Source organism: Rhizobium mongolense subsp. loessense, from assembly GCF_900099775.1.
Classification (GTDB): domain Bacteria; phylum Pseudomonadota; class Alphaproteobacteria; order Rhizobiales; family Rhizobiaceae; genus Rhizobium; species Rhizobium loessense.
In genome coordinates, this window is sequence record NZ_FMTM01000001.1 from 641414 (window position 1) to 661510 (window position 20097).

Below are 20097 nucleotides of genomic sequence, written 5' to 3' on the forward strand. Positions count from 1 at the left end.
CCGGACTTTATCCATAGCGGCGGTTCATAGGCGTTTTTGCCGGGAAAAGGAAGAGGGATTTGAGGCCGCGCCAACCGGCGTCGCGGCATCAGACGAAACAAAGCTTCAGGTCGAGTTCGCCGAGCGGCCGGACACCCGCAAGCAGCGCCCTCGCCTCCTGCTCGTCACGCTTGATCTGCTCGACGAGCAGTTCCAGGCCGTCGAACTTCAGTTCAGGCCGCAGGTGGCCGAAGAAGGAGACGGAACAGGTCCGGCCGTAGAGGTCGCCGTTGAAATCGAAGAGATAGGTCTCCAGCAGCGGCGCGCCGTTTTCGATCACCGTCGGGCGGCGGCCGTAGCTCGCAACCGCGTCGTAGAGCTTGCCATCGTCCAGGCGGAAGCGGACGGCGTAAATGCCGGCTGCAAGTTCGGCCTCCGGCGGAAGCTGCATGTTTGCGGTTGGAAAACCGAGCTCGCGGCCAAGCTTTTCGCCGCCGATCACCTCAGCCTCGACGGTGTAGCGGTAGCCAAGCAGCGCGGCGGCCTCGCTGACATCGCCTTCCTTCAACAACTCGCGGATGCGGCTCGATGAGACGACCTCGGCATTCTCGTCGCGGAAGGCGTCGATCAGCGTGACGCCGAAACCGTATTTATGGCCGGCATCCATAAGGAAGGCCGGGCCGCCTTCGCGATTCTTGCCGAAATGGAAGTCGAAGCCGGTGACGACTTCGGAGGCGCCCAGCCAATCCTTCAGGATGCCGTGGATGAAGTCATCCGGCGAGCGCTGCGAGAATTCGCGGTCGAAGGGATATTCGATGACGGCGTTGAAGCCGATCGCTTCCAGAATGCGGGCCTTCAGGGGTGCAGGCGTGATGCGGAAGACCGGTGTTTCCGGCCTGAAGACCGTGCGGGGATGCGGCTCGAAAGTCAGCACCAGCGCCGGGATGTCCCGCTCTTTCGAGATTTCCAGCGCGCGCTTCAGCACCGATTGATGGCCGCGATGAACGCCGTCGAAATTGCCGATGGCAATCACCCCGCCCTTCAGGTGGGTAGGCAAGAGTTCGCGGGTTTCATTGCGGTGAAAAACGGTCATCGGCGGGCTTCTTCTTATGCGAGGCGCGGCATCCACCACTTGGGCGCGGCCTTCTCGCGTTCAAGATAGGCATGCAGGATCGCCTCGTCGGTCTCGCCGTTCAGCGTGTATTCCTTCGCGTGGATACCGCCGCTGATATAGAGGAGATCGAGGCCGTAATCGAGAGCGCCGTGCACATCCGTCGGCATGCCGTCGCCGATGGCAAGAATGCGGCTTTTCGGGAACTCGCCGTGGAGTTCGCGCGCGGTTGCCAGCACGGCGTCGTAGATCGGCGCGTGCGGCTTTCCGGCGATGCGGATCTCGCCGCCCAACTGGTGGTAATAGGCAGCCATGGCGCCGGCGCAGGGGATGATGCGGTGACCACGTTCAACGACAAGGTCCGGATTGGCGCAGACCATGGGCACGTTGCGCGCCTGAAAATCCTTGAGCATATCCGTGTAGTCTTCCGGTTTTTCCGTCTCGTCGTCGAAGAAACCGGTGCAGACCACGGATTGAGCTTCCTTCGCATCGACGCGCTCGACGCCGAGACCTTCGATGATGGCCAGATCGCGATCCGGGCCGAGCAGGAACACCTTCTTCGGGCCTTCGGCGATCAGGCCGCGGGTGACGTCGCCAGAGGTAACGATCCGGTCATAGGCGCCGTCCTGGATGCCGATCTGGCGAAGCTGGGTGACGACCTGAGGCGCAATGCGCGGCGAATTGGTAATGAGGATGACGGCAAGCCCATCGCCGCGCGCGGCTTCCAAAGCGGCAGCGGCCGTCGGGAAAGGATCGACGCCATTGTGCAGCACGCCCCAGACATCGCAAAACACCGCATCATACTGGCTGGTGATCTCCGCTAAACTTCCAATCCGCTTGGCCATTCGATTTCCCGATTTGCTTTCAGTCAGGCGTGACATTGCAAAGGCATGCCGCGATGGCAAGGGATTTTCGGGCGATCGCCAGCAAAAACCGTCGGACCTTCCACGAGATGAACGCCACGCCGCTGACAGCCTGAGCGGGCCTTCCCAAGCTCAGACAACCGATGCGCGTCGAATCGGGCGATGCTTCGCACAATTCCTGCCCTCTTCACAATTCCGGCGCAAAATTCCGTGATGGGTCTTCTTGACTCCTTCTGGAGCCATCCCTAAATGCTCGGCGTTAGCACTCCTCAACGGAGAGTGCTAACACTTATCCATGTGGGCCGTCCGGCCTGCGAATGTCATTTGATCGAGGGATTAGACAATGGCAAGCACCAACTTCCGCCCCCTTCACGACCGCGTCGTCGTTCGCCGCGTTGAATCCGAAGAAAAGACCAAAGGCGGCATCATCATTCCCGACACCGCTAAGGAAAAGCCGCAGGAAGGCGAAATCGTCGCCGTCGGTTCCGGCGCTCGTGACGAGTCTGGCAAGGTCGTCGCTCTCGACGTCAAGGCTGGCGACCGCGTTCTGTTCGGCAAGTGGTCCGGCACAGAAGTCAAGATCAACGGCGAAGACCTTCTGATCATGAAGGAAGCCGACATCATGGGCATCATCGGCTGATCCAGCCGGTCGCTTTTTACCCGAAATCGCTGACAACCCTTCTCAGGAGTTTTCAAAATGGCAGCTAAAGAAATTAAGTTCGGCCGCACCGCCCGCGAAAAGATGCTGCGCGGCGTCGATATCCTCGCCGACGCAGTCAAGGTAACGCTCGGCCCGAAGGGTCGTAACGTCATCATCGACAAGTCCTTCGGCGCGCCGCGCATCACCAAGGACGGTGTTTCGGTCGCCAAGGAAATCGAACTGGACGACAAGTTCGAAAACATGGGCGCCCAGATGGTCCGCGAAGTCGCTTCGAAGACCAACGACATCGCCGGTGACGGTACCACGACCGCAACCGTTCTTGCTCAGGCCATCGTTCGCGAAGGCAACAAGGCCGTTGCAGCCGGCATGAACCCGATGGATCTCAAGCGCGGTATCGATCTTGCCGTTACTGAAGTCGTCAAGGATCTCCAGGCTAAGGCCAAGAAGATCTCCACGTCGGAAGAAGTTGCGCAGGTCGGCACGATCTCCGCAAACGGCGACAGCCAAGTCGGTCGCGACATTGCTGAAGCCATGCAGAAGGTCGGTAACGAAGGCGTCATCACCGTCGAAGAAGCCAAGACCGCCGAAACCGAACTCGAAGTCGTCGAAGGCATGCAGTTCGACCGCGGCTATCTCAGCCCGTACTTCGTGACCAACCCGGAAAAGATGGTTGCTGACCTCGACGACGCCTACATCCTTCTGCATGAGAAGAAGCTCTCCAACCTGCAGTCGATGCTTCCGGTTCTCGAAGCCGTGGTTCAGACCGGCAAGCCGCTGCTGATCATCGCTGAAGACGTCGAAGGCGAAGCGCTTGCAACGCTCGTCGTCAACAAGCTGCGCGGCGGGCTGAAGATTGCTGCCGTCAAGGCTCCGGGCTTCGGCGACCGCCGCAAGGCCATGCTCGAGGACATTGCGATCCTGACCGGTGGTACGGTGATCTCCGAAGACCTCGGCATCAAGCTCGAGTCCGTCACCCTCGACATGCTCGGCCGCACAAAGAAAATCGCGATCGACAAGGAAAACACCACGATCATCGACGGCGCCGGCGCCAAGTCCGACATCGAAGGCCGCGTTGCACAGATCAAGGCGCAGATCGAAGAAACCACCTCCGACTACGACCGCGAGAAGCTGCAGGAACGCCTTGCCAAGCTCGCAGGCGGCGTTGCCGTCATCCGCGTCGGCGGCTCGACGGAAGTCGAAGTGAAGGAAAAGAAGGACCGCATCGACGACGCCCTCAATGCGACGCGCGCTGCTGTTCAGGAAGGTATCGTCCCGGGCGGCGGCGTTGCCCTGCTCCGTTCCTCTGTCAAGATCACGTCCAAGGGCGTGAACGACGATCAGGAAGCCGGCATCAACATCGTTCGCAAGGCGCTGCAGTCGCTGGTTCGCCAGATCGCTGACAACGCTGGTGACGAAGCTTCGATCGTCGTCGGCAAGATCCTCGACAAGAATGACGACAACTACGGCTACAACGCCCAGACGAGCGAATATGGCGATATGATCGCCATGGGTATCGTCGATCCAGTCAAGGTCGTCCGTACGGCTCTGCAGAATGCAGCCTCGGTTGCTTCCCTGCTGATCACCACGGAAGCCATGATTGCCGAGCTGCCGAAGAAGGACGCTCCGGCAATGCCGGCCGGCATGGGCGGAATGGGCGGCATGGACATGATGTGAGACTGAGGTCTCGCATCTGAGCCATCCGGTTCAGTTCAGGAAGGGCGGTCTTCGGGCCGCCCTTTTCTTTTGAGCGCGATTCGCAGCTGCGCACGCGCAGGGCAAGCCGTTGACTTGGCACAACGCTTAACTTGGCTTGTCCTGTTGCCGCCACCAGCTCGGAGCTTTCTCGAAGCTTGCGCCGCCAGATTTTCAACAAATGTTCGGATTTGGCTCCAAGAGCGGTCACCCGAACAGATTGCAACGAAAAGTGGCAAGTTCTAACGTGATCTAACTGATGGTCATAAGGGAAGCTGATGAAGCGTCGGTTCACCACCCTCATAAGTGTCTTGTTCATGCTTGCGACGACGGTACTCCTTGTCGTGTTCGTTAAGGCGGGTTTCAACTACAGCGGAGTTTGCACCGAGGGTATCGCCGCTTGGCGATGGCACCGTGTTGAACCGAATGAGCTCCAAATCGTTCTTCGCGAAAGAGGCGGCATCAACGAAAGCATCCGCACGGAGTATTCCTTCCCCAATCGCTGGGAGGTGCCAGGCGATGAATATCAACCAGCTACCTTCTTGGACAAAATTCGAGGTCGAGCCTCCCTGCTGGTGAAGTATCATCAGCCTTGGCTTGATAATGGGAATTATTTGATTACTGGCGGCTATTTCTACACCCCCAACTGCATCAGTGCATGGAGACCGCCGGAATAGATGCAATCGGCGTTGCTCAACGGTGTGAGGGGCGGCTTAAAGAGGCATTTGCGGGGCAAAAACCATTTCTTTGCGGAGTGAAACCCGCACGATCCATCACAAAATTGATTTCTTGTACTTCCCACGCGACGTTATCCGGCAAAATAGCCGGTTGAACCGTCTTGGCCGAACGAGGTTTCACCCCCCGAAAAAGCCGTTGCCGTTTGGCGAAAAGCTCCTATAAATCCACGCTGCAATTTGTGCGTTCGAAGTCGTTTTCAACCGCCAGCGAGGCCGGAACGCCGTTTTAACCTGCGCGAATTTTCGGCGGCGAACGGTTTCGTGACAAGCAAGAGCAAGCCTCAGTGCCCCGCCGGCGGTCGAGGTTCCAGACCGCAGGCATGATGCCTGGCGCTGTATGACCCTGTTTCGCTCTGACCTCAGCGCAGCAGAGACTGCGCCCGAACCGGGGAACCCATTGTTTAAGATCGCCAAAGCAACTGTTGCCGCCCCGCTGATGCCCGGCTCGCTGGACCTGACCCATCGTAGTCAGGAGATGCTTGCGCAATTTTCGGTCTCCGAGGCCTGGGCCGGCGACTTTTCAAGCGGAATCATCCGCCTCGGCGACTGGAGCAGCACCCTGCATGGCCTTTCGGCACAGGAATGCGGCCTTTTGAGCCTGCTGCGCTGCTATGATCCGAAAGATCGGGGGCATATCCTCGCGCTTTTCGAGCAAGCCACGACACTTTCATCGTCTTTCTGCTTTTCCACAACGATCATGATGCCGAACGGCCTGCGCCAGCCGGTTTTCTGCATGGGTGAATCGAGCGGAGTGGAGGAAAAATTCAGTGGCAGAATGGCAGGGGTCTTCATCTTTCCGCGCTTCAAGCTGGAAGGGGCAAACGAGACGACAAGTCGGCAACAAGCGCAAGCATCCTAAGAGAAAGGCTGATGCTGAAACCGGCCCTGGTACTGAGTTCATGCCGCATGATTTGTGCTCCGATTTTCGGGGAGCAGGAATCACACTTCCGGAGCCGGCTCCAAGCGCACATGGCCGCGCCGAGCGGTTACTTCGCGAAAAAGCCCGAAGCGGTCGCTTCTATCGGTCAGCCGAGCGTCTGCATAGGGGAAGCGGCCGCGCGGTATCTCGGCAATGATCGCCAATTCCGGACTCATTTGCATGTTAGCTGCGGCCCCCATTGGGCTTGATCTTGCCTGATCAGCGGGGGCGCTCGAAGCATGTCCCTGATGGGCAATAAAGAACGATCGCTATAAAGATTCCCACAAAGCCGCTAATTTTAAGGGCCGTTCCTGCGACCGGCCCCTTTCTTTAAGCAGGATTACTCCGGCTTCACAGGGATGTTCAGACCCTTGGCGCTTGCCGGACGCGCGATGCAGCGTTCGAGCCAGTCCATGACGGAGGGAAACTTCGCGTAGTCCAGGACTTCCCGACCGCCGTAGAAGATATCGGCGCCGCGGATCCATGGGAATGTGGTGATGTCCGCGATGGTGTAGGCGTCGCCCATGATCCACTGCCGTCCCTTAAGGCGCGCTTCCAGTACGCTCAGCAGCCGCTTGGCCTCGTCGCGGTAACGCTCCATCGGATAGGAATTGTTGGCGACCTTGTCGGCCGCGAATTTGTAGAAATGGCCGAACTGGCCGAACATCGGGCCGATGCCCGCCATCTGGAAGAACACCCACTGGATGGTCTCGTAGCGCCCAACAGCATCCGGGGGCAGGAGCTGGCCGGTTTTTTCCGCGAGATAAAGGAGAATCGCGCCGGATTCGAAGAGACCGATCGGCTTCCCGCCCGGGCCGTTCGGATCCATGATCGCCGGTATGCGGCCATTCGGATTAAGCGAGAGGAATTCGGGAGACTTCTGATTGTTGGTTCCAAAGGCGATGTAATGCGGCTCGTAAGGCAGACCGAGCTCTTCCAGGGCGATCGGTATCTTCACGCCATTCGGCGTTTGCAGCGAATAAAGCTGAATAACATTCGGGTTCTGCGCCGGCCAGCGCTTGGTGATCGGAAATGCGGAAAGGTCTGCCATGCCGTTTTCTCCTGGGAGTTGGTGGCCGAACATAGAAGACCGGCGCCGCAAAAGACAAGCCGCTCACCAGAGTGGTCGTTTCAGATTAGTGAACAAACCATCCTCTTTTGTTTATCTTTTCATCGCAACCAAAAAAGGCGACAACACCGGCCAATCGGGGTTCAACGGTGCCGGGGCACGGGGACCTCCAGAGCAATTCAAACGGAGATCGCGTCCATGTCGAATACCAACAACATCGTCCTTCTTGTCGCCCGCATCCTGCTTTCGTTTATGTTCATCATGTCCGGCTTCGGCAAGCTCACCGATCCGGCCGGTACGGCCGGTATGATCAGCGGTGCCGGCCTTCCTGCCGCAACGCTTCTGGCCTATACAGCTGGACTCTTTGAGCTTCTTGCCGGGCTTGCCGTCCTCGTTGGCTTCCAGACCCGTATCGTCGGCTGGGCGCTCGCCCTCTTCTGTGCCTTCACCGGCCTCGTCTTCCACAGCGGCACGATCAACGTTCCGGATTTTCCGGCTGCAGCCAACGGCTGGATCAACGTGCTCAACCAGATCATGCTGATGAAGAACCTGACGCTTGCCGGCGCCTATATCCTCCTCGCCACCTTCGGCCCGGGCGCCTATTCGCTGGACGCACGCCGCGGCGCATATGCCGTCGCCGTCTAAGCGCGCAACATCCTTCCAAGTACGAGAAACCCGCCGTCGGAAGACGGCGGGTTGTTCGTTTGGTTCTTTGCAGAAATCAAAGGGCGCTGCGCACCGCCTCTATGATCCTCGCCACGGACGGCTCGCCGGCGTGGCTCTCCTTGCGGGCACGGACGAGGCAGGCTTCCGAGCGCAAGATCACACCGTCGTTCAGTACCCGCAGATGGTTCGCGCCCAAGGTGGAGCCCGTCGAGGTGATGTCGACGATGATATCGGCGGAACCGGAGGCCGGGGCCCCTTCCGTCGCGCCAAGGCTTTCGACGATGCGGTAGAGCTGGATGCCATGCTGGCTGGAGAAGAACTGCTGCGTCAGCCGCCAATACTTGGTTGCGATGGTCAAACGGCGACCATGGCGGGCGCGGAAGTCGGCCGCGACATCGCCGAGATCGGCCATGGTGTCGACATCGAGCCAGATTTCAGGAACGGCAACCACAACGTCGGCGCGGCCGAAACCGAGGCAGGCACAGAATTCGACGCGCTTGTCGGCTTCCGCCAGCCCTTCGCGCACCAGGTCTTCCCCGGTCACGCCGAAATCGATGGTGCCGTTGCCGAGTTCGCGGGATATTTCCGAGGCCGACAGGAAGGCGATCTCGACGTCGTCCCAATCCTCGACGCGGCCGCGATAAGAGCGGTCATTGCCGACGGCGATGATCCTCATGCCGGCGCGCTCGAAGAGTGTCGAGGCATCGTCTTTCATCCGGCCCTTGGAGGGCAGCGCGATGGTGATGGTCATAGGGCCGCCCTTTCCGTTTCGATGCGGTCGAGCCAGAGCGAGAAGCCAACGGCCGGAATGCGGTCCTTGGCGCCCAGCAGCGTCAACAGCCTGTCGAAGCGTCCGCCGCCTGCGAGCACGGCAGACGAACCTTGGATGCCCACCTCGAAGACAAGGCCGGTGTAATAATCGAGCGGGCGGCCGAAGGCGGCGCGATAATCGATGGAGGCGAGGTCGATCCCGGCATTGCCGAGGGCGGCCACCCGGCCATCGAAGCGAGAGAGCGCATTGCCGAGGTTCAGCCCGGCCGCATCAGCAAAACCGGCCAGAGCGGCCGACGCATTGATGAGCGGCACCCTCAGCGACAGGAACTCTTCCAGCACGCGGAAGGCCGCATCATCGAGGCGCGTTTCCGAAAGGACGAGCTTCTCCTTCAGCCGGCGGGCGATTTCAGCCGGCGAGCGGCTGGCGTTCGAGGAATAGCCTGTTCTGTGCATCGTCGCGTCGATGTGGGCGATGAGTGCTCCCTCGTCGCCGGCGGCGATCAGACGTGCAACATCGTCATCCAGATCAGTCGCGAATTGCGGGCTGACGAGGCTTGCGAGCAGCGCTTCAAGCTGGCCCATATTGCCGAAGGCATGGATCAGCCGCTTCTGCCATCCGAGCGGCAGGCCGAGCGCCTGGACCACGGCTTCGAAGACGGCCTGATCGCCCAGCGTGACCGTGAGGCGTTTGCCAGGAAGAAGCCGCGCCAGGATGCCAGTCGCATCGCCGATCGCGCGGGCGTCGGCGCTGGCGATATTGATGTCGCCAAGGTCTTCGATGCCCGCCTGATAGAATTCGTTTCCCCCCTCGCGGCGCTGGCGAAAAACTTCGCCGAGATAGGAATAGCGTTTCGGCGTGCCGGTTGCCGTCTCGATGTGGCGGATGCAGACGGGAATGGTGAATTCCGGCCGCAGGCAGAGGCTGGCCCCGGTTTCGCTTTCCGTCATGAAGATGCGGCGGCGGAGGTCTTCGCCGGCAATGTCGAGGAAGGGCTCGGCCGGCTGGATGACCGGCGTATCGATCCGTTCCGTGTTGCGGGCGGCAAATTCGTCCAGGAGGTCATTGGCGAAAACGGGGAGGTTGATCAGGGCCATGGGGTGGCTCCCAAATAAAGTCCCCTCCTCAACGCCTCCCCGCAAGGGGGAAGGACTGACCCGAAGCGATCGCCGAAAGAGATAAACGCAGTCGACCAAGCGAATGCTGCGTTGGGCAGGAGGGCGGCGCTCAAAGCCCCTCCCCCGTGTGGGGAGGAGTTGGCGAAGGGAAAATTACCCATTGCCGCCCGCCCTCGCGCGATCCTCCGCCTGAGCCGCCAGGATTTCCCTCACCTTGGCCACCAGATCGGCCTCGGCGACGGTCTCCTGCGCCACACGCGCCTCGCGCCAGCTGGCATTGTCCTCGATCTCACCGGACAAGCGCTTGCCTTCGATAAGGTCCTTGATCTGCGCGACGCCTTGGGCACGCTCATCGCCGCCCTGGATGATTGCGATTGGGCAGCCGCGGCGGTCGGCATATTTCAGCTGGTTGCCGAACTTCTTCCAGTTGCCCTGGAACATTTCGGCGCGGATGCCGGCGGCGCGCAGCTCTTGCGTCATGCGCTGGTAGCGGCCCAAAGCATCCATATCCTGGCCATCCATGACTGTAACGAGCACCGGCTCGATGACCTCGCTCTGGCCAAGCTTGCCGAGGTTCTTCAGCGCCGTCATCAGGCGCGAAACGCCGATCGAGAAGCCGGTTGCCGGAACCGGCTGGCCCATGAAGCGGGAGACAAGGCCGTCATAACGGCCACCGCCACCGACTGAGCCAAAGACAACTTTTTCGCCCTTTTCGTTGGTCACGTCGAAGAGCAGCTCGGCTTCGTAAACGGGGCCGGTGTAGTATTCGAGGCCGCGGACGACCGAGGGGTCGATCTTGATGCGATCTGGACCGTAATCCGCTGCTTCAACCAATTGCCAAATCTGCTTTAGCTCAAGGACCCCTTCAATGCCTTTGGGAGAATCTTTGAAGTTGTTGTGAAGCGTCTCAAAAATTGCCCCTCCATCAATCTCGGCACCGGCCACTGGATTTTGCACCAACGACTGTGAACCGAGTGCCGTTTCTGCCGTCTGCAAGATATTGATGAAGTCAAGTAACCGATCAATCTGCTGCGAAGTCAGCCCCGCGCCCTTGGTGAAGTCACCAGATTCATCCTTGCGGCCTTCGCCGAGCAGCAGCCGCACGCCATCAGGGCCGAACTTGTCGAGCTTATCGATGGCGCGCAGCACGTTGAGGCGCTGTCCTGCCCTGTCCTCGTCGCCTAGACCGATCGCCTCCAGCACGCCATCCAGAACCTTGCGGTTGTTTACCCGGATCACATAATCCCCGCGCTTGATGCCGAGGGCTTCCAGCGTGTCGGCCATCATCATGCACATTTCGGCATCGGCCTGAACACCTGGCGCTCCGACGGTGTCGGCGTCGAACTGCATGAACTGGCGGAAGCGGCCGGGACCTGGCTTTTCATTGCGGAACACGTAGCCGGCGCGATAGGTGCGGTAGGGTAGCTGGATCTCGTTGAAATTCTCCGCGACATGGCGGGCGAGCGGCGCCGTCAGGTCGTAGCGCAGGCTCATCCACTGGTCGTCGTCGTCCTGCAGCGAGAAGACACCCGCGTTCGGGCGGTCGCTGTCCGGCAAGAATTTGCCGAGCGCATCGGTATATTCGAAGAGCGGCGTTTCGACCGGATCGAAACCATAATGCTCGTAGACTTCGCGGATCTTCGCGGTCATCTCGTTGACGGCGCGGATATCGGCGGCCGAACGGTCGACGAAGCCGCGCGGCAAGCGAGCCTTGAGCTTTTGTGTTTTCTTCTGCTTCTCGTTCATTTCCAACGCATTCCGCTCAATCGTGACAGTGGCGGTTTCCTAGCGGATTGGGACGATAGCGGCAAGGGCGAAGGGGCTTGAAGCGCAGGCCAGAATCGAAGATCGAAGGACAGCCCACCGAATTGCGGGAACGACCATGATTATCGAGGCACTTCACTATCTCGCGACGTTGCCTGTCACGAGCAAGGCGAACCGCAGGTTCATCCGCTATTCCATCAACCTCTGGTCCCGCGCCAGGCGCTGCAGCCGGGCCTGGGCGGAGCATGAAGAAAACAGCCGCACAGCCATCCTCTCCGCGATGGACGGTCTTCGCGAGACACGCACGGTCGTCGTGCTCGGCTCAGGCCTGCTTTGCGACGTGCCGATCAAGGAGCTTTCGAAGTGCTTCGATACGGTCGTTCTTGTCGATCTCGTGCACGTCGCTTCGGTGCGCCTTTGGCTGAAGATGAAGGGCTACCGCAATGTCCGGCTCATCGAGCGCGATCTCTGCGGTTATGACGATCTCGCGGCAGGGAAGGAGGTGGTGCCGCTCGGCTTCCTGCGGTCGGTGCCTTATCTCGACTTCGCGGTCTCGGCGAATCTGCTGTCGCAAATCGGCCGCGGCGCGAAGCGGCGCTATGAGGCGGAAGAGCCGGGCCGGATGCCGGATGACACCGTGGCTCGGCTGATCGACGCTCATCTTTCCGATCTGGCCGCCTTGCCCTGCCGAACCTGCCTTCTGACCGACATCTCCTACACCGTCATCGACCGCCACGGCAAAACTCACGAGGAGACCGAGCTTTTGCATGGCGTCTTGCCACCTGCGGCCAACGCCAGCTGGTCATGGCCGGTCGCACCGATCGGCGAGGAAAGCGCTGACTACCAGATCGTTCACAAGGTCATTGCCGCCTACTGAATTAAACGTCTCCGATAATCCCGAATGGACCGAAGACCACTCCAAGGCGACCGGCAAGGGGTGGCAGGGGCGCTGCGCAAGGCGGCAAAGCTTTGAAATTCGCACACGGGTCGCTTGGCTTGCTTGCCGGGCGAGCCTATCTTGATGGCATGCGTGTCTTCGCCATTACGACGATGCTTTTCGGCTGGCTGTTCTACAGCGCGATGTCCGCGCTGGTGGGCTGTCCTATGTGCGCGTCGATGCAACAGCCCGTCCTGGCCGAAACGCATCACGATATGATCGGCATGGATACGGCCGGGCATGAGACCGGCGCAGCCAAGGATCCCTGCGCAACAGGCGACACGGCTCATATGGCCTTCTGCGCGGTATGTCTTATCGTTCCTCCACCGCTGACGATCGATACAAGCGCGAGGTCTATCTTCGCCTATCCCTCACCGGCCGTTGCACATGGCCTCGCCGATCTTCGCCCTGCACCGCAGGCGCCACCTCCCCGCCTTGTCTGACAATATTTTCCGCATACCGATCGCGCGGTATCTGCCCGTGCAAAAGCACTTATGTCAGACAGAGGAAGGAAGTCCCATGTCTCTGAAAATTCTTGCCCTTACCGCAGCCTTCGCCTTCGCCGCCCCAGCGCTCGTCCAGGAAGCGCTTGCCCAGGATAAGCCGATGCACATGAATCAGGATATGCCGATGCATACGGATATGCAGATGGACATGAGCAAGCCGGTGGGCAACCAGGGTCCTTCAATCCAGGCCTTTGCCGAGGCGAACGCCAAGATGCACAAGGATATGGCGATTGAAATGACCGGCGATACCGATGCAGATTTTGTCCGCAGTATGATCCCGCATCATCAGGGCGCGATCGACATGGCAAAGATCGAGCTGCAATACGGCAAGGACCCGAACATCCGCAAGCTCGCCGAAACCGTCATCAAGGCTCAGGAAGCGGAGATCGCGGACATGAACGCCTGGCTGAAAGCCCACGGCAAGTAAGGCATCAGCAAAAACCCCCGAAGGTTGTTGTCCAGCTTTCGGGGGTCAGTTCATTCCCGCACCGGCGTTTTCAGTTCGTTCTCAGGCGTTCGGCTCAAACGGTTCCGGGCGGCGGGCGGCACCCTGGCGGGCCAGCATCCAGCCTGGATATTCCGGCGAAAGCGCACTGACCTCGTCGAGCTTGTGCATGTCGCCGGCATCGAGCTTCAGCTTGACGGCGGCAAGGTTCTGGTCGAGCTGATCGATGCGCTTCGCGCCGATGATGACGCTGGTTACGAACGGCTTTGCGAGGACATAAGCGAGCGCAACGGCTGCGACGTTGCTGCCGTGCTTCTCGGCAATTTCGCGCATGACGGCCACGCAGGCCCAGGCCTTGTCCCTGTCCACTGGCGGAAAGTCGAAATTGGCGCGGCGGCCCTCGCCGTTGCCGGGCGCACCGGGGCCATACTTGCCGGAGAGTAAACCGCCGGCAAGCGGCGACCAGACCATCAGGCCGATCTTTTCCTCATTCATCAGCGGCACGATCTCCCGTTCGAGATCGCGACCGGCGATCGAGTAGTAGGCCTGGACGGTTTCGAAGCGTGCGAAGCCGCGGCGCTCGGAAATGCCGAGCGCCTTGGCGATCCGCCACGCCTGCCAGTTGGAAACGCCGATATAGCGCACGAGACCACGCGAGATGAGATCATCGAAAGCGCGCAGCGTCTCGTCGATCGGGGTGACGGGATCGGTTGCGTGGATCTGGTAGAGATCGATATGGTCCGTCTGCAGCCGCTTCAGACTGGCCTCGACGGAATCCATAATGTGACCGCGCGATGCGCCGCGATCGTTCGGCTTGTCGCCCATCACGCCGTAAACCTTGGTGGCGATGACGACGTCCTTGCGCGGGACATCGAGGTTCTTCAGCGCCTGGCCGAGCAGCCTTTCGGATTCACCGGAGGAATAAACATCGGCGGTGTCGATGAAATTGACGCCGGCAGCGAGCGAGCGCTCGACGATCTGGACTGCCGCCTTCTGGTCCACATCGGCAATGGAACCCCACATGGTGCCGCTGACCGCCTCGCCGAAAGTCATGGTGCCGAGGCAGATTTCCGAGACGAAAAGTCCCGTATTTCCGAGTTGATTGTATCGCATGGAGAAATTTCCTTGTGTCGGCCGCAAGCGGCCGCTTGCGGACTGCTGGAACGCTATTTTTTGATTATTGGCCTGCACGCGTCAGGCACAGCCGTGGCTGGCTGCAGGGTAGGCAATATTTACCTAATGCCGATCCTCTGCTTTTCAACGCCGCTGCAACGTGCTGCGACGAAAAAGCAAAGGCCCTTGTCTCGACGCGGCCGCTCAATAGATTGCTTCATGGATTGCAGGAGCTTGAGATGAGCACACATCCGCTGACGACAATCGGTTTCGATGCCGATGATACGCTCTGGCAGAACGAACAATACTACCGGCTGACCGAAGAGCACTTCAGGGAATTGCTCGCCGATTTCGCCGAGGGTCCGAAGATTTCGGAGCGCCTGCTGGAGGCCGAAAAGCGTAATCTCAGCCACTATGGCTTCGGCATAAAGGGCTTCACGCTGTCGATGATCGAGACGGCGATCGAAATCACCGAAGGCAAGGTTCCAACGAGCGTGATTGCCCAAATTCTCGATACGGGCCGCGATCTTCTGTCCCATCCGGTCGAGACCATGCCGCATGTGCGCGAGACGCTTGAAGCGTTGTCCGGAAATTACCTGCTCGTGCTGATCACCAAAGGCGACCTGTTCGACCAGGAACGCAAGCTCGCACAATCAGGCCTCGGAGATTTCTTCGATGCCGTCGAGATCGTCTCGGAGAAGACCGCAGTCACCTATCGCCGGGTTTTCTCGAAGGTCGGCGATGGTCCGGAGCGGGCGATGATGGTCGGCAACTCACTGAAATCCGACATCGTGCCGGCGATCGCCGCCGGAAGCTACGGCGTCTTCGTGCCGCATGAACTGACCTGGGTTCTGGAGCACGTCGACGAACCGAAGGATGCGCCACGCTTTCGCAAGATCGCCCACCTTGGCGAGCTTGGCAGCTTGCTCGGCGAACTATCTTGACCTATTCGCCAGTGCCGGACTTCGAAGGTGCCGGCGGAAAGAGTGAAGGGCGCTCAGGCTCTTGCGGTGTCGCGGGCTGCGGCTCGCCGACTGGCTGCGGCTCGACTAGCAGCGTGTAAGGCGCCCCGAGGCCACGGCGAGGCGAGACCTTGGAATAATAGGGCCGCAGAAACCACGTGGTGTTTTCCTTTACGGTCACATCAAGCGTCGTGCCATCCTCGTCGGTGCCGAAGAAAGCTTCGTCATCCGTCTTCGAAAGGTCGAAGATCGCAAGAAAGGCGAATTGGCTCTTGGTCGTGAAGCTGATCTTCACGCGCTGACCGGCGCGCACCGGCAGAGTATAGACATCGCTGTTGCCGAACTTGGTCCAGCCTTTGATCTGCATGGTAACGGCCGGAAACTGCAACTTCTCGAGCTTTTCGCCAGGGTCGAGTTGCGGCGCCTGAGCAAATGCCGCCGTGGTGGACAATAGGACTGCCGCAACGGTTCCGACCCACACTTTCACGGGCGTACCAATGCCGCGCGCATCGCCTCCACTTCGGCACGGCAGAAGCAGCCTTCGATATGATCGTTGACGAGACCCATTGCCTGCATGAAGGCATAAACTGTGGTCGGACCGACAAAGGTCCAGCCGCGCTTCTTCAAATCCTTCGATATCCTTACCGACACCGGCGTCGTCGGATTGGCGGCAACATGCTGGCGGTCGACGAGGGCCGGACGTTCGTGGAGTTGCGGCTCATAGCTCCAGAAATAATGCGCGAGCGAGCCGAATTCGGCCCTCAAATCGATCGCGTGCCGTGCATTGTTGATTGTCGAGGCGATCTTGCCGCGATGGCGGACGATGCCGGGATCGGCAAGGCAGCGCTCGACATCCCGCTCGTCGAAGAGCGCAATCTTTTCGAAATCGAAGCCCGCAAAGGCGGCGCGGAAATTCTCGCGCTTGCGCAGGATCGTCAGCCAGGAGAGGCCGGACTGAAAACCCTCGAGGCAGATTTTCTCGAAGAGGCGGACATCGTCGGTCACCGGCCGGCCCCATTCTTCGTCGTGATAGCGCCTGTAGTCGGGGAGATTCGCGTGCCAATGGCAGCGGCTCTTGCCGTCGTCGCCGGTGATGATACCCGATTCGCTCATTCTTCTCCGCCGTTCCTGCGCTCAGAATTCGGCTTTACCATTTAGAAACCTTGTTTCCAAACCGAAGAGTAACCCTGACGAAAAGTTTATTGCGAAGGCCGGCTTTTAATGAATCGATCTTTACCATTCGCTGGCGGGATGATGGCAGCATTCTGTCAGGCAGAAATGCCACCCTCATGCATTCTCGGTCATTTGTAGAGAGTCCGTCCGATGATGAAATCCGTCTTGATTGCCGCCGGCCTGATCGGCCTTCTTGTCTCGCCAGCGCTCGGCGACGATCGTTATGCGAGCCGCCCGCCGGTCGTTCTCAGCCCCGATCTTACCGCGCCGTGGCTCAACCAGCTCGGTGGCGCCGTTCGTCCTGTCGTCTACCAGCGCCCGGCCGTGCAGCAGCGCGGCTTCTTCCAGCGCCGGTTCTTCCGCCGGGCACCGGCCGTGCAGCAGGTTGCGGCCGTTCGTCCCGGAGTGCCGGTGATCCGCCATCAAATCGAGCCGCAATATCTGCCGCAGATGGTCGATTACGAAACCAAGGAAAGGCCGGGCACGATCGTTATCGACACTAATAACCGCTTTCTCTATCTCGTGATGGCAAACGGCAAGGCCCGGCGATATGGCGTCGGCGTCGGCAAGCCGGGGTTCGAGTGGGCCGGTGCGCACAAGATCACCCGTAAGTCGGAATGGCCGGTTTGGACGCCGCCTTCCGACATGATCAGCCGCGAAGCCGCGAAGGGCCATTATCTGCCTGCGCGCATGGATGGCGGCCCGGAGAACCCGCTCGGCGCGCGCGCCATGTATCTCGGCTCGACGCTCTACCGCATCCACGGGACCAACGCACCCTGGACGATCGGCAGCGCCGTCTCGTCCGGCTGCATCCGCCTGCGCAACGAAGACGTTGTCGACCTTTACGAACGCGTCAACGTGGGCACGCGGGTTATCGTCATGTAACGCCCGGATTTAGTTGCGCTCTGCAAGAACATCCCGCCAGCATACTCGAAAAGTGCAATGGCGGCGGCAACTGATCTTGAATCGGGCTGAAGTTCAGGTAGCTTCAGCCCGATCTTGCTTTTGAGGGGAATCAATCATGCTGAAAGTCGCCTCCGGCCTTATGGCCGCCGGCATTGCGTTTTCCGTCGCAATAATGCCCGCCGTTGCCCAACCAGCGCACGATGCTGCGCCGGTCGTCCGCGTCGCGCAGTCGAAGTTCGTCAAGCCGCAGTATAAGCGCAAACTCGTGCGGCTCGTGACCGACGAAGCACCGGGGACGATCATCGTCGATACCAACAACAAGTATCTCTACTTCGTCGAATCGAAGAACCGCGCCACGCGCTACGGCATCGGTGTCGGCCGTGATGGCTTCGGCTGGTCGGGCGTCGTCAAGGTCGGCCGCAAGGCAGAATGGCCGAGCTGGACGCCACCGGCCGAGATGCGCATCCGCGAAGCCCGCAAGGGCCATATCATTCCCGCTTTTCAAGAGGGCGGCGAGGACAATCCGCTGGGCGCACGCGCCATGTATCTCTACAAGGGCGGACGCGACACCATTTTCCGCATCCACGGCACCAATCAGCCCTGGACGATCGGCCTCAACATGTCTTCCGGCTGCATCCGAATGATGAATAATGAGGTCATTCATCTCTATTCGCGCGCGCCGGTCGGCACGAAGGTGATCGTCATCGGCCCCGGCAACAAGCAAGGCAACGTCGCCTTCCAGGACAGGGGCATCGACGTGCTGCGCACCATCTTCGGAGGCGGCTGATACGTTGCTTTTACGTGATAACGACGGGCGGCCTTGTGCCGCCCTTTCCATATTGACGTCAGCTGAGATTGTTGCGGCCCGTTCAAGTCGTTACGGCTCACTTGGAACCGCAGCTGACCTTGCCGCTGGCGGTGAACGGCTTTCCATCACTGCTGACCATCAGTCCGTAGGTGCCCGAAAAAGTCTTCCCTCGACCTTCGGCCAGAATGACGAGGCTCAGTGACTGGTCTTTGGCGTCTTCGCTGCCATCATCGAAAATCTCGAGGCGGAGTTCACCATCATGCGACCAGCGATTCGTGAGCTTGCTGGAATCGAATACGCGTTTCCTGAAGACCTCGGGAACCGAGTTGTTCTTGACGATCAGCGCACCGCGGAAATGATTGAGCCTATGGCCGGCCTCGTCCTGAAAGCCGCTTTCGATCGTGAACCGCGCGCTATTATCGTCCGTTGAGCAGAAGAAACGGCTGTCGGCGTGAGCGGCCCCTGCCGCGCCAAGCAGACCTGCAAGCAATATGACTGTACGACGCATAGCGCTGAACTCCGTGACCGGCCGAAAACCGGCCCGACTCACGCTAACGGAAAACCTCTTAATTTTTGCGGTATATCGCCGCCATAGGCCCAATCAAGCAGTTCTATCGTATGCAGAATCGGAATCGCTGTGCCGGTCGCGATCTGCGTGATGCAGCCTATATTTCCGGTCGCAATCACATCCGGCTTCGTCGCTTCGATGTTCTTCACCTTGCGCACCTTCAGCGCCGCGGAGATATCCGGCTGCATGATGTTGTAGGTTCCAGCCGAACCGCAACAGAGATGGCCTTCTGCCGGTTCGCGCACCGTGAAGCCGGCCGCCTTTAGAAGTTGTTTCGGCGCCATGGTGATCTTTTGGCCGTGTTGCATGGAGCAGGCAGAATGATAGGTGACCGTCAGGCCCTTCGGCACATTGGCAGGCAGGTCGAGCGATGCCAGGAATTCTGTTATGTCCTTCGCCAATGCCGCCACGCCTGCCGCCTTTTCTGAATAGGCGGGATCAAGACGGAGCATGTGGCCGTAATCCTTGATCGTGGTGCCGCAGCCGGAGGCGGTGATGATGATCGCGTCCAGACCACCCTTCTCGATCTCGCGCATCCACGCATCGACGTTCGCCCGGGCGCTTGCAAGCGCCTGCTCCTCGCGGCCCATGTGATGCACCAGCGAGCCGCAGCAGACCTCGCCGGCGGGCGCTACGACCTCGATGCCGAGGCGGGTCAAAAGCCTAATCGCCGCCTCGTTGATCGCGGGATCGAGGACCGGCTGAGCGCAGCCAGTCAGAATCGCGACCCGGCCGCGCTTTTCCGCCTTCGCAGCATGGACCGCCGGCAGCGAGAAGGGCGATGGCGCCGGAATATGTTTCGGCGCAAGTGCCAGCATCGCGGCAAAGGGCTTCAAGGCCGGCGCACGCATCAGGCCCTGGAGCGGCCTACCGATCTTCGCAAGCTTCAACGCCAGGCGGAAGCGGCTCGGATAGGGCAGCACCGCCGCCAGGATGGCGCGCGTGAACCGGTTCATGAAAGGACGTTTATAGGTCTTTTCGATATGGGCCCGGGCATGATCGACCAAATGCATGTAGTCGACGCCGGAGGGACACGTCGTCACGCAGGCCAGGCAGGAGAGACAGCGGTCGATATGTGTAACCACTTTGGCATCCGCGGCCCGGCCGTTTTCCAGCATATCCTTGATGAGATAAATGCGGCCGCGCGGGCTGTCGAGCTCGTTGCCGAGCGTCACATAGGTGGGACAGGTCGCGGTACAAAAACCGCAATGTACGCATTTGCGCAGAATCTTCTCGGATGCGGCGACGTGCGGGTCGGTTAGCTGCTCGGCGGTGAAGTTGGTTTGCATCAGGCAACTCCCTGCCGTGGGGAGGCGCACCCTCCTCCG

The 20097-nt window shown here is 60.0% G+C and carries 22 protein-coding genes; 11 read left to right on the forward strand and 11 right to left on the reverse strand.

Translation table 11 applies throughout. From position 1 onward, the window contains the following. Positions 1-88: 88 nt before the first annotated feature. Both BLP23_RS03220 and BLP23_RS03225 read right to left on the reverse strand, forming a co-directional pair. Complete coding sequence (locus BLP23_RS03220; protein ID WP_092583509.1) at positions 89-1072, reverse strand: bifunctional riboflavin kinase/FAD synthetase; 984 nt, start codon at positions 1070-1072, stop codon at positions 89-91. Positions 1073-1086: 14 nt separating this feature from the next. Next, positions 1087-1935, reverse strand: a complete 849-nt coding sequence (locus BLP23_RS03225) for a TIGR01459 family HAD-type hydrolase (protein WP_092583510.1) — start codon at positions 1933-1935, stop codon at positions 1087-1089. 361 nt (positions 1936-2296) lie between these two features. Between BLP23_RS03225 and groES the strand changes: the two genes are divergently transcribed. From groES to BLP23_RS03245, 4 genes are all read left to right on the forward strand, one after another. After that, on the forward strand, positions 2297-2593 hold the full coding sequence (gene groES / locus BLP23_RS03230) for a co-chaperone GroES (RefSeq protein ID WP_004675403.1): 297 nt from the start codon (positions 2297-2299) through the stop codon (positions 2591-2593). A gap of 57 nt (positions 2594-2650) precedes the next feature. Then, the gene (gene groL / locus BLP23_RS03235) at positions 2651-4288 is read left to right on the forward strand and encodes a chaperonin GroEL (protein WP_092583511.1); all 1638 of its coding nucleotides are present in this window, start codon (positions 2651-2653) and stop codon (positions 4286-4288) included. Between the two features lie 296 nt (positions 4289-4584). Then, on the forward strand, positions 4585-4983 hold the full coding sequence (locus BLP23_RS03240) for a hypothetical protein (protein ID WP_092583512.1): 399 nt from the start codon (positions 4585-4587) through the stop codon (positions 4981-4983). A gap of 457 nt (positions 4984-5440) precedes the next feature. Beyond that, positions 5441-5902: a hypothetical protein gene (locus BLP23_RS03245; RefSeq protein ID WP_092583513.1), complete on the forward strand. Its 462-nt coding sequence runs from the start codon at positions 5441-5443 to the stop codon at positions 5900-5902. A gap of 400 nt (positions 5903-6302) precedes the next feature. Here BLP23_RS03245 and BLP23_RS03250 read toward each other — a convergent pair whose 3' ends face one another. Beyond that, the gene (locus BLP23_RS03250; protein WP_092583514.1) at positions 6303-7013 is read right to left on the reverse strand and encodes a glutathione binding-like protein; all 711 of its coding nucleotides are present in this window, start codon (positions 7011-7013) and stop codon (positions 6303-6305) included. A 216-nt stretch (positions 7014-7229) separates the two neighbouring features. Here BLP23_RS03250 and BLP23_RS03255 point away from each other — a divergent pair, with 216 nt between their 5' ends. Then, a complete protein-coding gene (locus BLP23_RS03255) occupies positions 7230-7676 on the forward strand; it encodes a DoxX family protein (RefSeq protein WP_092583515.1) in 447 nt (148 codons plus the stop codon). A 76-nt stretch (positions 7677-7752) separates the two neighbouring features. Here the strand turns inward: BLP23_RS03255 and hisG are convergent, their stop codons facing one another. From hisG to hisS, 3 genes are all read right to left on the reverse strand, one after another. After that, positions 7753-8448, reverse strand: coding sequence for an ATP phosphoribosyltransferase (gene hisG, locus BLP23_RS03260; RefSeq protein WP_092583516.1), 696 nt, complete (start codon positions 8446-8448; stop codon positions 7753-7755). After that, entirely contained in the window at positions 8445-9566 is a 1122-nt protein-coding gene (locus BLP23_RS03265) for an ATP phosphoribosyltransferase regulatory subunit (protein WP_092583517.1), read from the reverse strand. The genes hisG and BLP23_RS03265 overlap by 4 nt, the downstream gene beginning before the upstream one ends. Positions 9567-9740: 174 nt before the next feature. After that, the gene (hisS, locus tag BLP23_RS03270; RefSeq protein ID WP_092583518.1) at positions 9741-11333 is read right to left on the reverse strand and encodes a histidine--tRNA ligase; all 1593 of its coding nucleotides are present in this window, start codon (positions 11331-11333) and stop codon (positions 9741-9743) included. A gap of 136 nt (positions 11334-11469) precedes the next feature. Here hisS and BLP23_RS03275 point away from each other — a divergent pair, with 136 nt between their 5' ends. From BLP23_RS03275 to copM, 3 genes are all read left to right on the forward strand, one after another. Further along, positions 11470-12228, forward strand: a complete 759-nt coding sequence (locus BLP23_RS03275) for a hypothetical protein (RefSeq protein WP_092583519.1) — start codon at positions 11470-11472, stop codon at positions 12226-12228. 149 nt (positions 12229-12377) lie between these two features. Then, positions 12378-12731: a hypothetical protein gene (locus BLP23_RS03280; protein WP_092584251.1), complete on the forward strand. Its 354-nt coding sequence runs from the start codon at positions 12378-12380 to the stop codon at positions 12729-12731. A 76-nt stretch (positions 12732-12807) separates the two neighbouring features. Continuing rightward, a complete protein-coding gene (copM, locus tag BLP23_RS03285) occupies positions 12808-13221 on the forward strand; it encodes a CopM family metallochaperone (protein ID WP_092583520.1) in 414 nt (137 codons plus the stop codon). An 81-nt stretch (positions 13222-13302) separates the two neighbouring features. On the opposite strand, the gene BLP23_RS03290 is transcribed toward copM, so the two are convergent. Next, complete coding sequence (locus BLP23_RS03290) at positions 13303-14352, reverse strand: aldo/keto reductase (protein ID WP_092583521.1); 1050 nt, start codon at positions 14350-14352, stop codon at positions 13303-13305. A 239-nt stretch (positions 14353-14591) separates the two neighbouring features. Here BLP23_RS03290 and BLP23_RS03295 point away from each other — a divergent pair, with 239 nt between their 5' ends. Then, positions 14592-15296, forward strand: coding sequence for an HAD family hydrolase (locus BLP23_RS03295; protein WP_092584252.1), 705 nt, complete (start codon positions 14592-14594; stop codon positions 15294-15296). A gap of 1 nt (position 15297) precedes the next feature. On the opposite strand, the gene BLP23_RS03300 is transcribed toward BLP23_RS03295, so the two are convergent. Continuing rightward, a complete protein-coding gene (locus tag BLP23_RS03300; RefSeq protein WP_233426616.1) occupies positions 15298-15801 on the reverse strand; it encodes a PPC domain-containing protein in 504 nt (167 codons plus the stop codon). Continuing rightward, a complete protein-coding gene (locus BLP23_RS03305; RefSeq protein WP_092583523.1) occupies positions 15798-16427 on the reverse strand; it encodes a DNA-3-methyladenine glycosylase I in 630 nt (209 codons plus the stop codon). The genes BLP23_RS03300 and BLP23_RS03305 overlap by 4 nt, the downstream gene beginning before the upstream one ends. A 210-nt stretch (positions 16428-16637) precedes the next feature. Here BLP23_RS03305 and BLP23_RS03310 point away from each other — a divergent pair, with 210 nt between their 5' ends. Together BLP23_RS03310 and BLP23_RS03315 are read left to right on the forward strand one after the other, a co-directional pair. Further along, positions 16638-17372 (forward strand): L,D-transpeptidase, encoded by a 735-nt coding sequence (locus tag BLP23_RS03310; RefSeq protein ID WP_092583524.1) that lies wholly within the window; start codon positions 16638-16640, stop codon positions 17370-17372. Between the two features lie 136 nt (positions 17373-17508). After that, positions 17509-18180: a L,D-transpeptidase gene (locus BLP23_RS03315; RefSeq protein WP_092583525.1), complete on the forward strand. Its 672-nt coding sequence runs from the start codon at positions 17509-17511 to the stop codon at positions 18178-18180. A gap of 97 nt (positions 18181-18277) precedes the next feature. Here the strand turns inward: BLP23_RS03315 and BLP23_RS03320 are convergent, their stop codons facing one another. Both BLP23_RS03320 and glcF read right to left on the reverse strand, forming a co-directional pair. Beyond that, positions 18278-18709, reverse strand: coding sequence for a hypothetical protein (locus BLP23_RS03320; RefSeq protein ID WP_092583526.1), 432 nt, complete (start codon positions 18707-18709; stop codon positions 18278-18280). A gap of 38 nt (positions 18710-18747) precedes the next feature. Further along, a complete protein-coding gene (gene glcF / locus BLP23_RS03325) occupies positions 18748-20058 on the reverse strand; it encodes a glycolate oxidase subunit GlcF (protein ID WP_092583527.1) in 1311 nt (436 codons plus the stop codon). Between the last annotated feature and the right edge of the window lie 39 nt (positions 20059-20097).

Coding starts and splice junctions, on each gene's coding strand:
- BLP23_RS03220 (WP_092583509.1), bottom strand. CDS start 1,072: ATGACCGTTTTTCACCGCAATGAAACCCGCGAACTCTTGCCTACCCAC.
- BLP23_RS03225 (WP_092583510.1), bottom strand. CDS start 1,935: ATGGCCAAGCGGATTGGAAGTTTAGCGGAGATCACCAGCCAGTATGAT.
- groES (WP_004675403.1), top strand. CDS start 2,297: ATGGCAAGCACCAACTTCCGCCCCCTTCACGACCGCGTCGTCGTTCGC.
- groL (WP_092583511.1), top strand. CDS start 2,651: ATGGCAGCTAAAGAAATTAAGTTCGGCCGCACCGCCCGCGAAAAGATG.
- BLP23_RS03240 (WP_092583512.1), top strand. CDS start 4,585: ATGAAGCGTCGGTTCACCACCCTCATAAGTGTCTTGTTCATGCTTGCG.
- BLP23_RS03250 (WP_092583514.1), bottom strand. CDS start 7,013: ATGGCAGACCTTTCCGCATTTCCGATCACCAAGCGCTGGCCGGCGCAG.
- BLP23_RS03255 (WP_092583515.1), top strand. CDS start 7,230: ATGTCGAATACCAACAACATCGTCCTTCTTGTCGCCCGCATCCTGCTT.
- hisG (WP_092583516.1), bottom strand. CDS start 8,448: ATGACCATCACCATCGCGCTGCCCTCCAAGGGCCGGATGAAAGACGAT.
- BLP23_RS03265 (WP_092583517.1), bottom strand. CDS start 9,566: ATGGCCCTGATCAACCTCCCCGTTTTCGCCAATGACCTCCTGGACGAA.
- hisS (WP_092583518.1), bottom strand. CDS start 11,333: ATGAACGAGAAGCAGAAGAAAACACAAAAGCTCAAGGCTCGCTTGCCG.
- BLP23_RS03275 (WP_092583519.1), top strand. CDS start 11,470: ATGATTATCGAGGCACTTCACTATCTCGCGACGTTGCCTGTCACGAGC.
- BLP23_RS03280 (WP_092584251.1), top strand. CDS start 12,378: ATGCGTGTCTTCGCCATTACGACGATGCTTTTCGGCTGGCTGTTCTAC.
- copM (WP_092583520.1), top strand. CDS start 12,808: ATGTCTCTGAAAATTCTTGCCCTTACCGCAGCCTTCGCCTTCGCCGCC.
- BLP23_RS03290 (WP_092583521.1), bottom strand. CDS start 14,352: ATGCGATACAATCAACTCGGAAATACGGGACTTTTCGTCTCGGAAATC.
- BLP23_RS03295 (WP_092584252.1), top strand. CDS start 14,592: ATGAGCACACATCCGCTGACGACAATCGGTTTCGATGCCGATGATACG.
- BLP23_RS03305 (WP_092583523.1), bottom strand. CDS start 16,427: ATGAGCGAATCGGGTATCATCACCGGCGACGACGGCAAGAGCCGCTGC.
- BLP23_RS03310 (WP_092583524.1), top strand. CDS start 16,638: ATGATGAAATCCGTCTTGATTGCCGCCGGCCTGATCGGCCTTCTTGTC.
- BLP23_RS03315 (WP_092583525.1), top strand. CDS start 17,509: ATGCTGAAAGTCGCCTCCGGCCTTATGGCCGCCGGCATTGCGTTTTCC.
- BLP23_RS03320 (WP_092583526.1), bottom strand. CDS start 18,709: ATGCGTCGTACAGTCATATTGCTTGCAGGTCTGCTTGGCGCGGCAGGG.
- glcF (WP_092583527.1), bottom strand. CDS start 20,058: ATGCAAACCAACTTCACCGCCGAGCAGCTAACCGACCCGCACGTCGCC.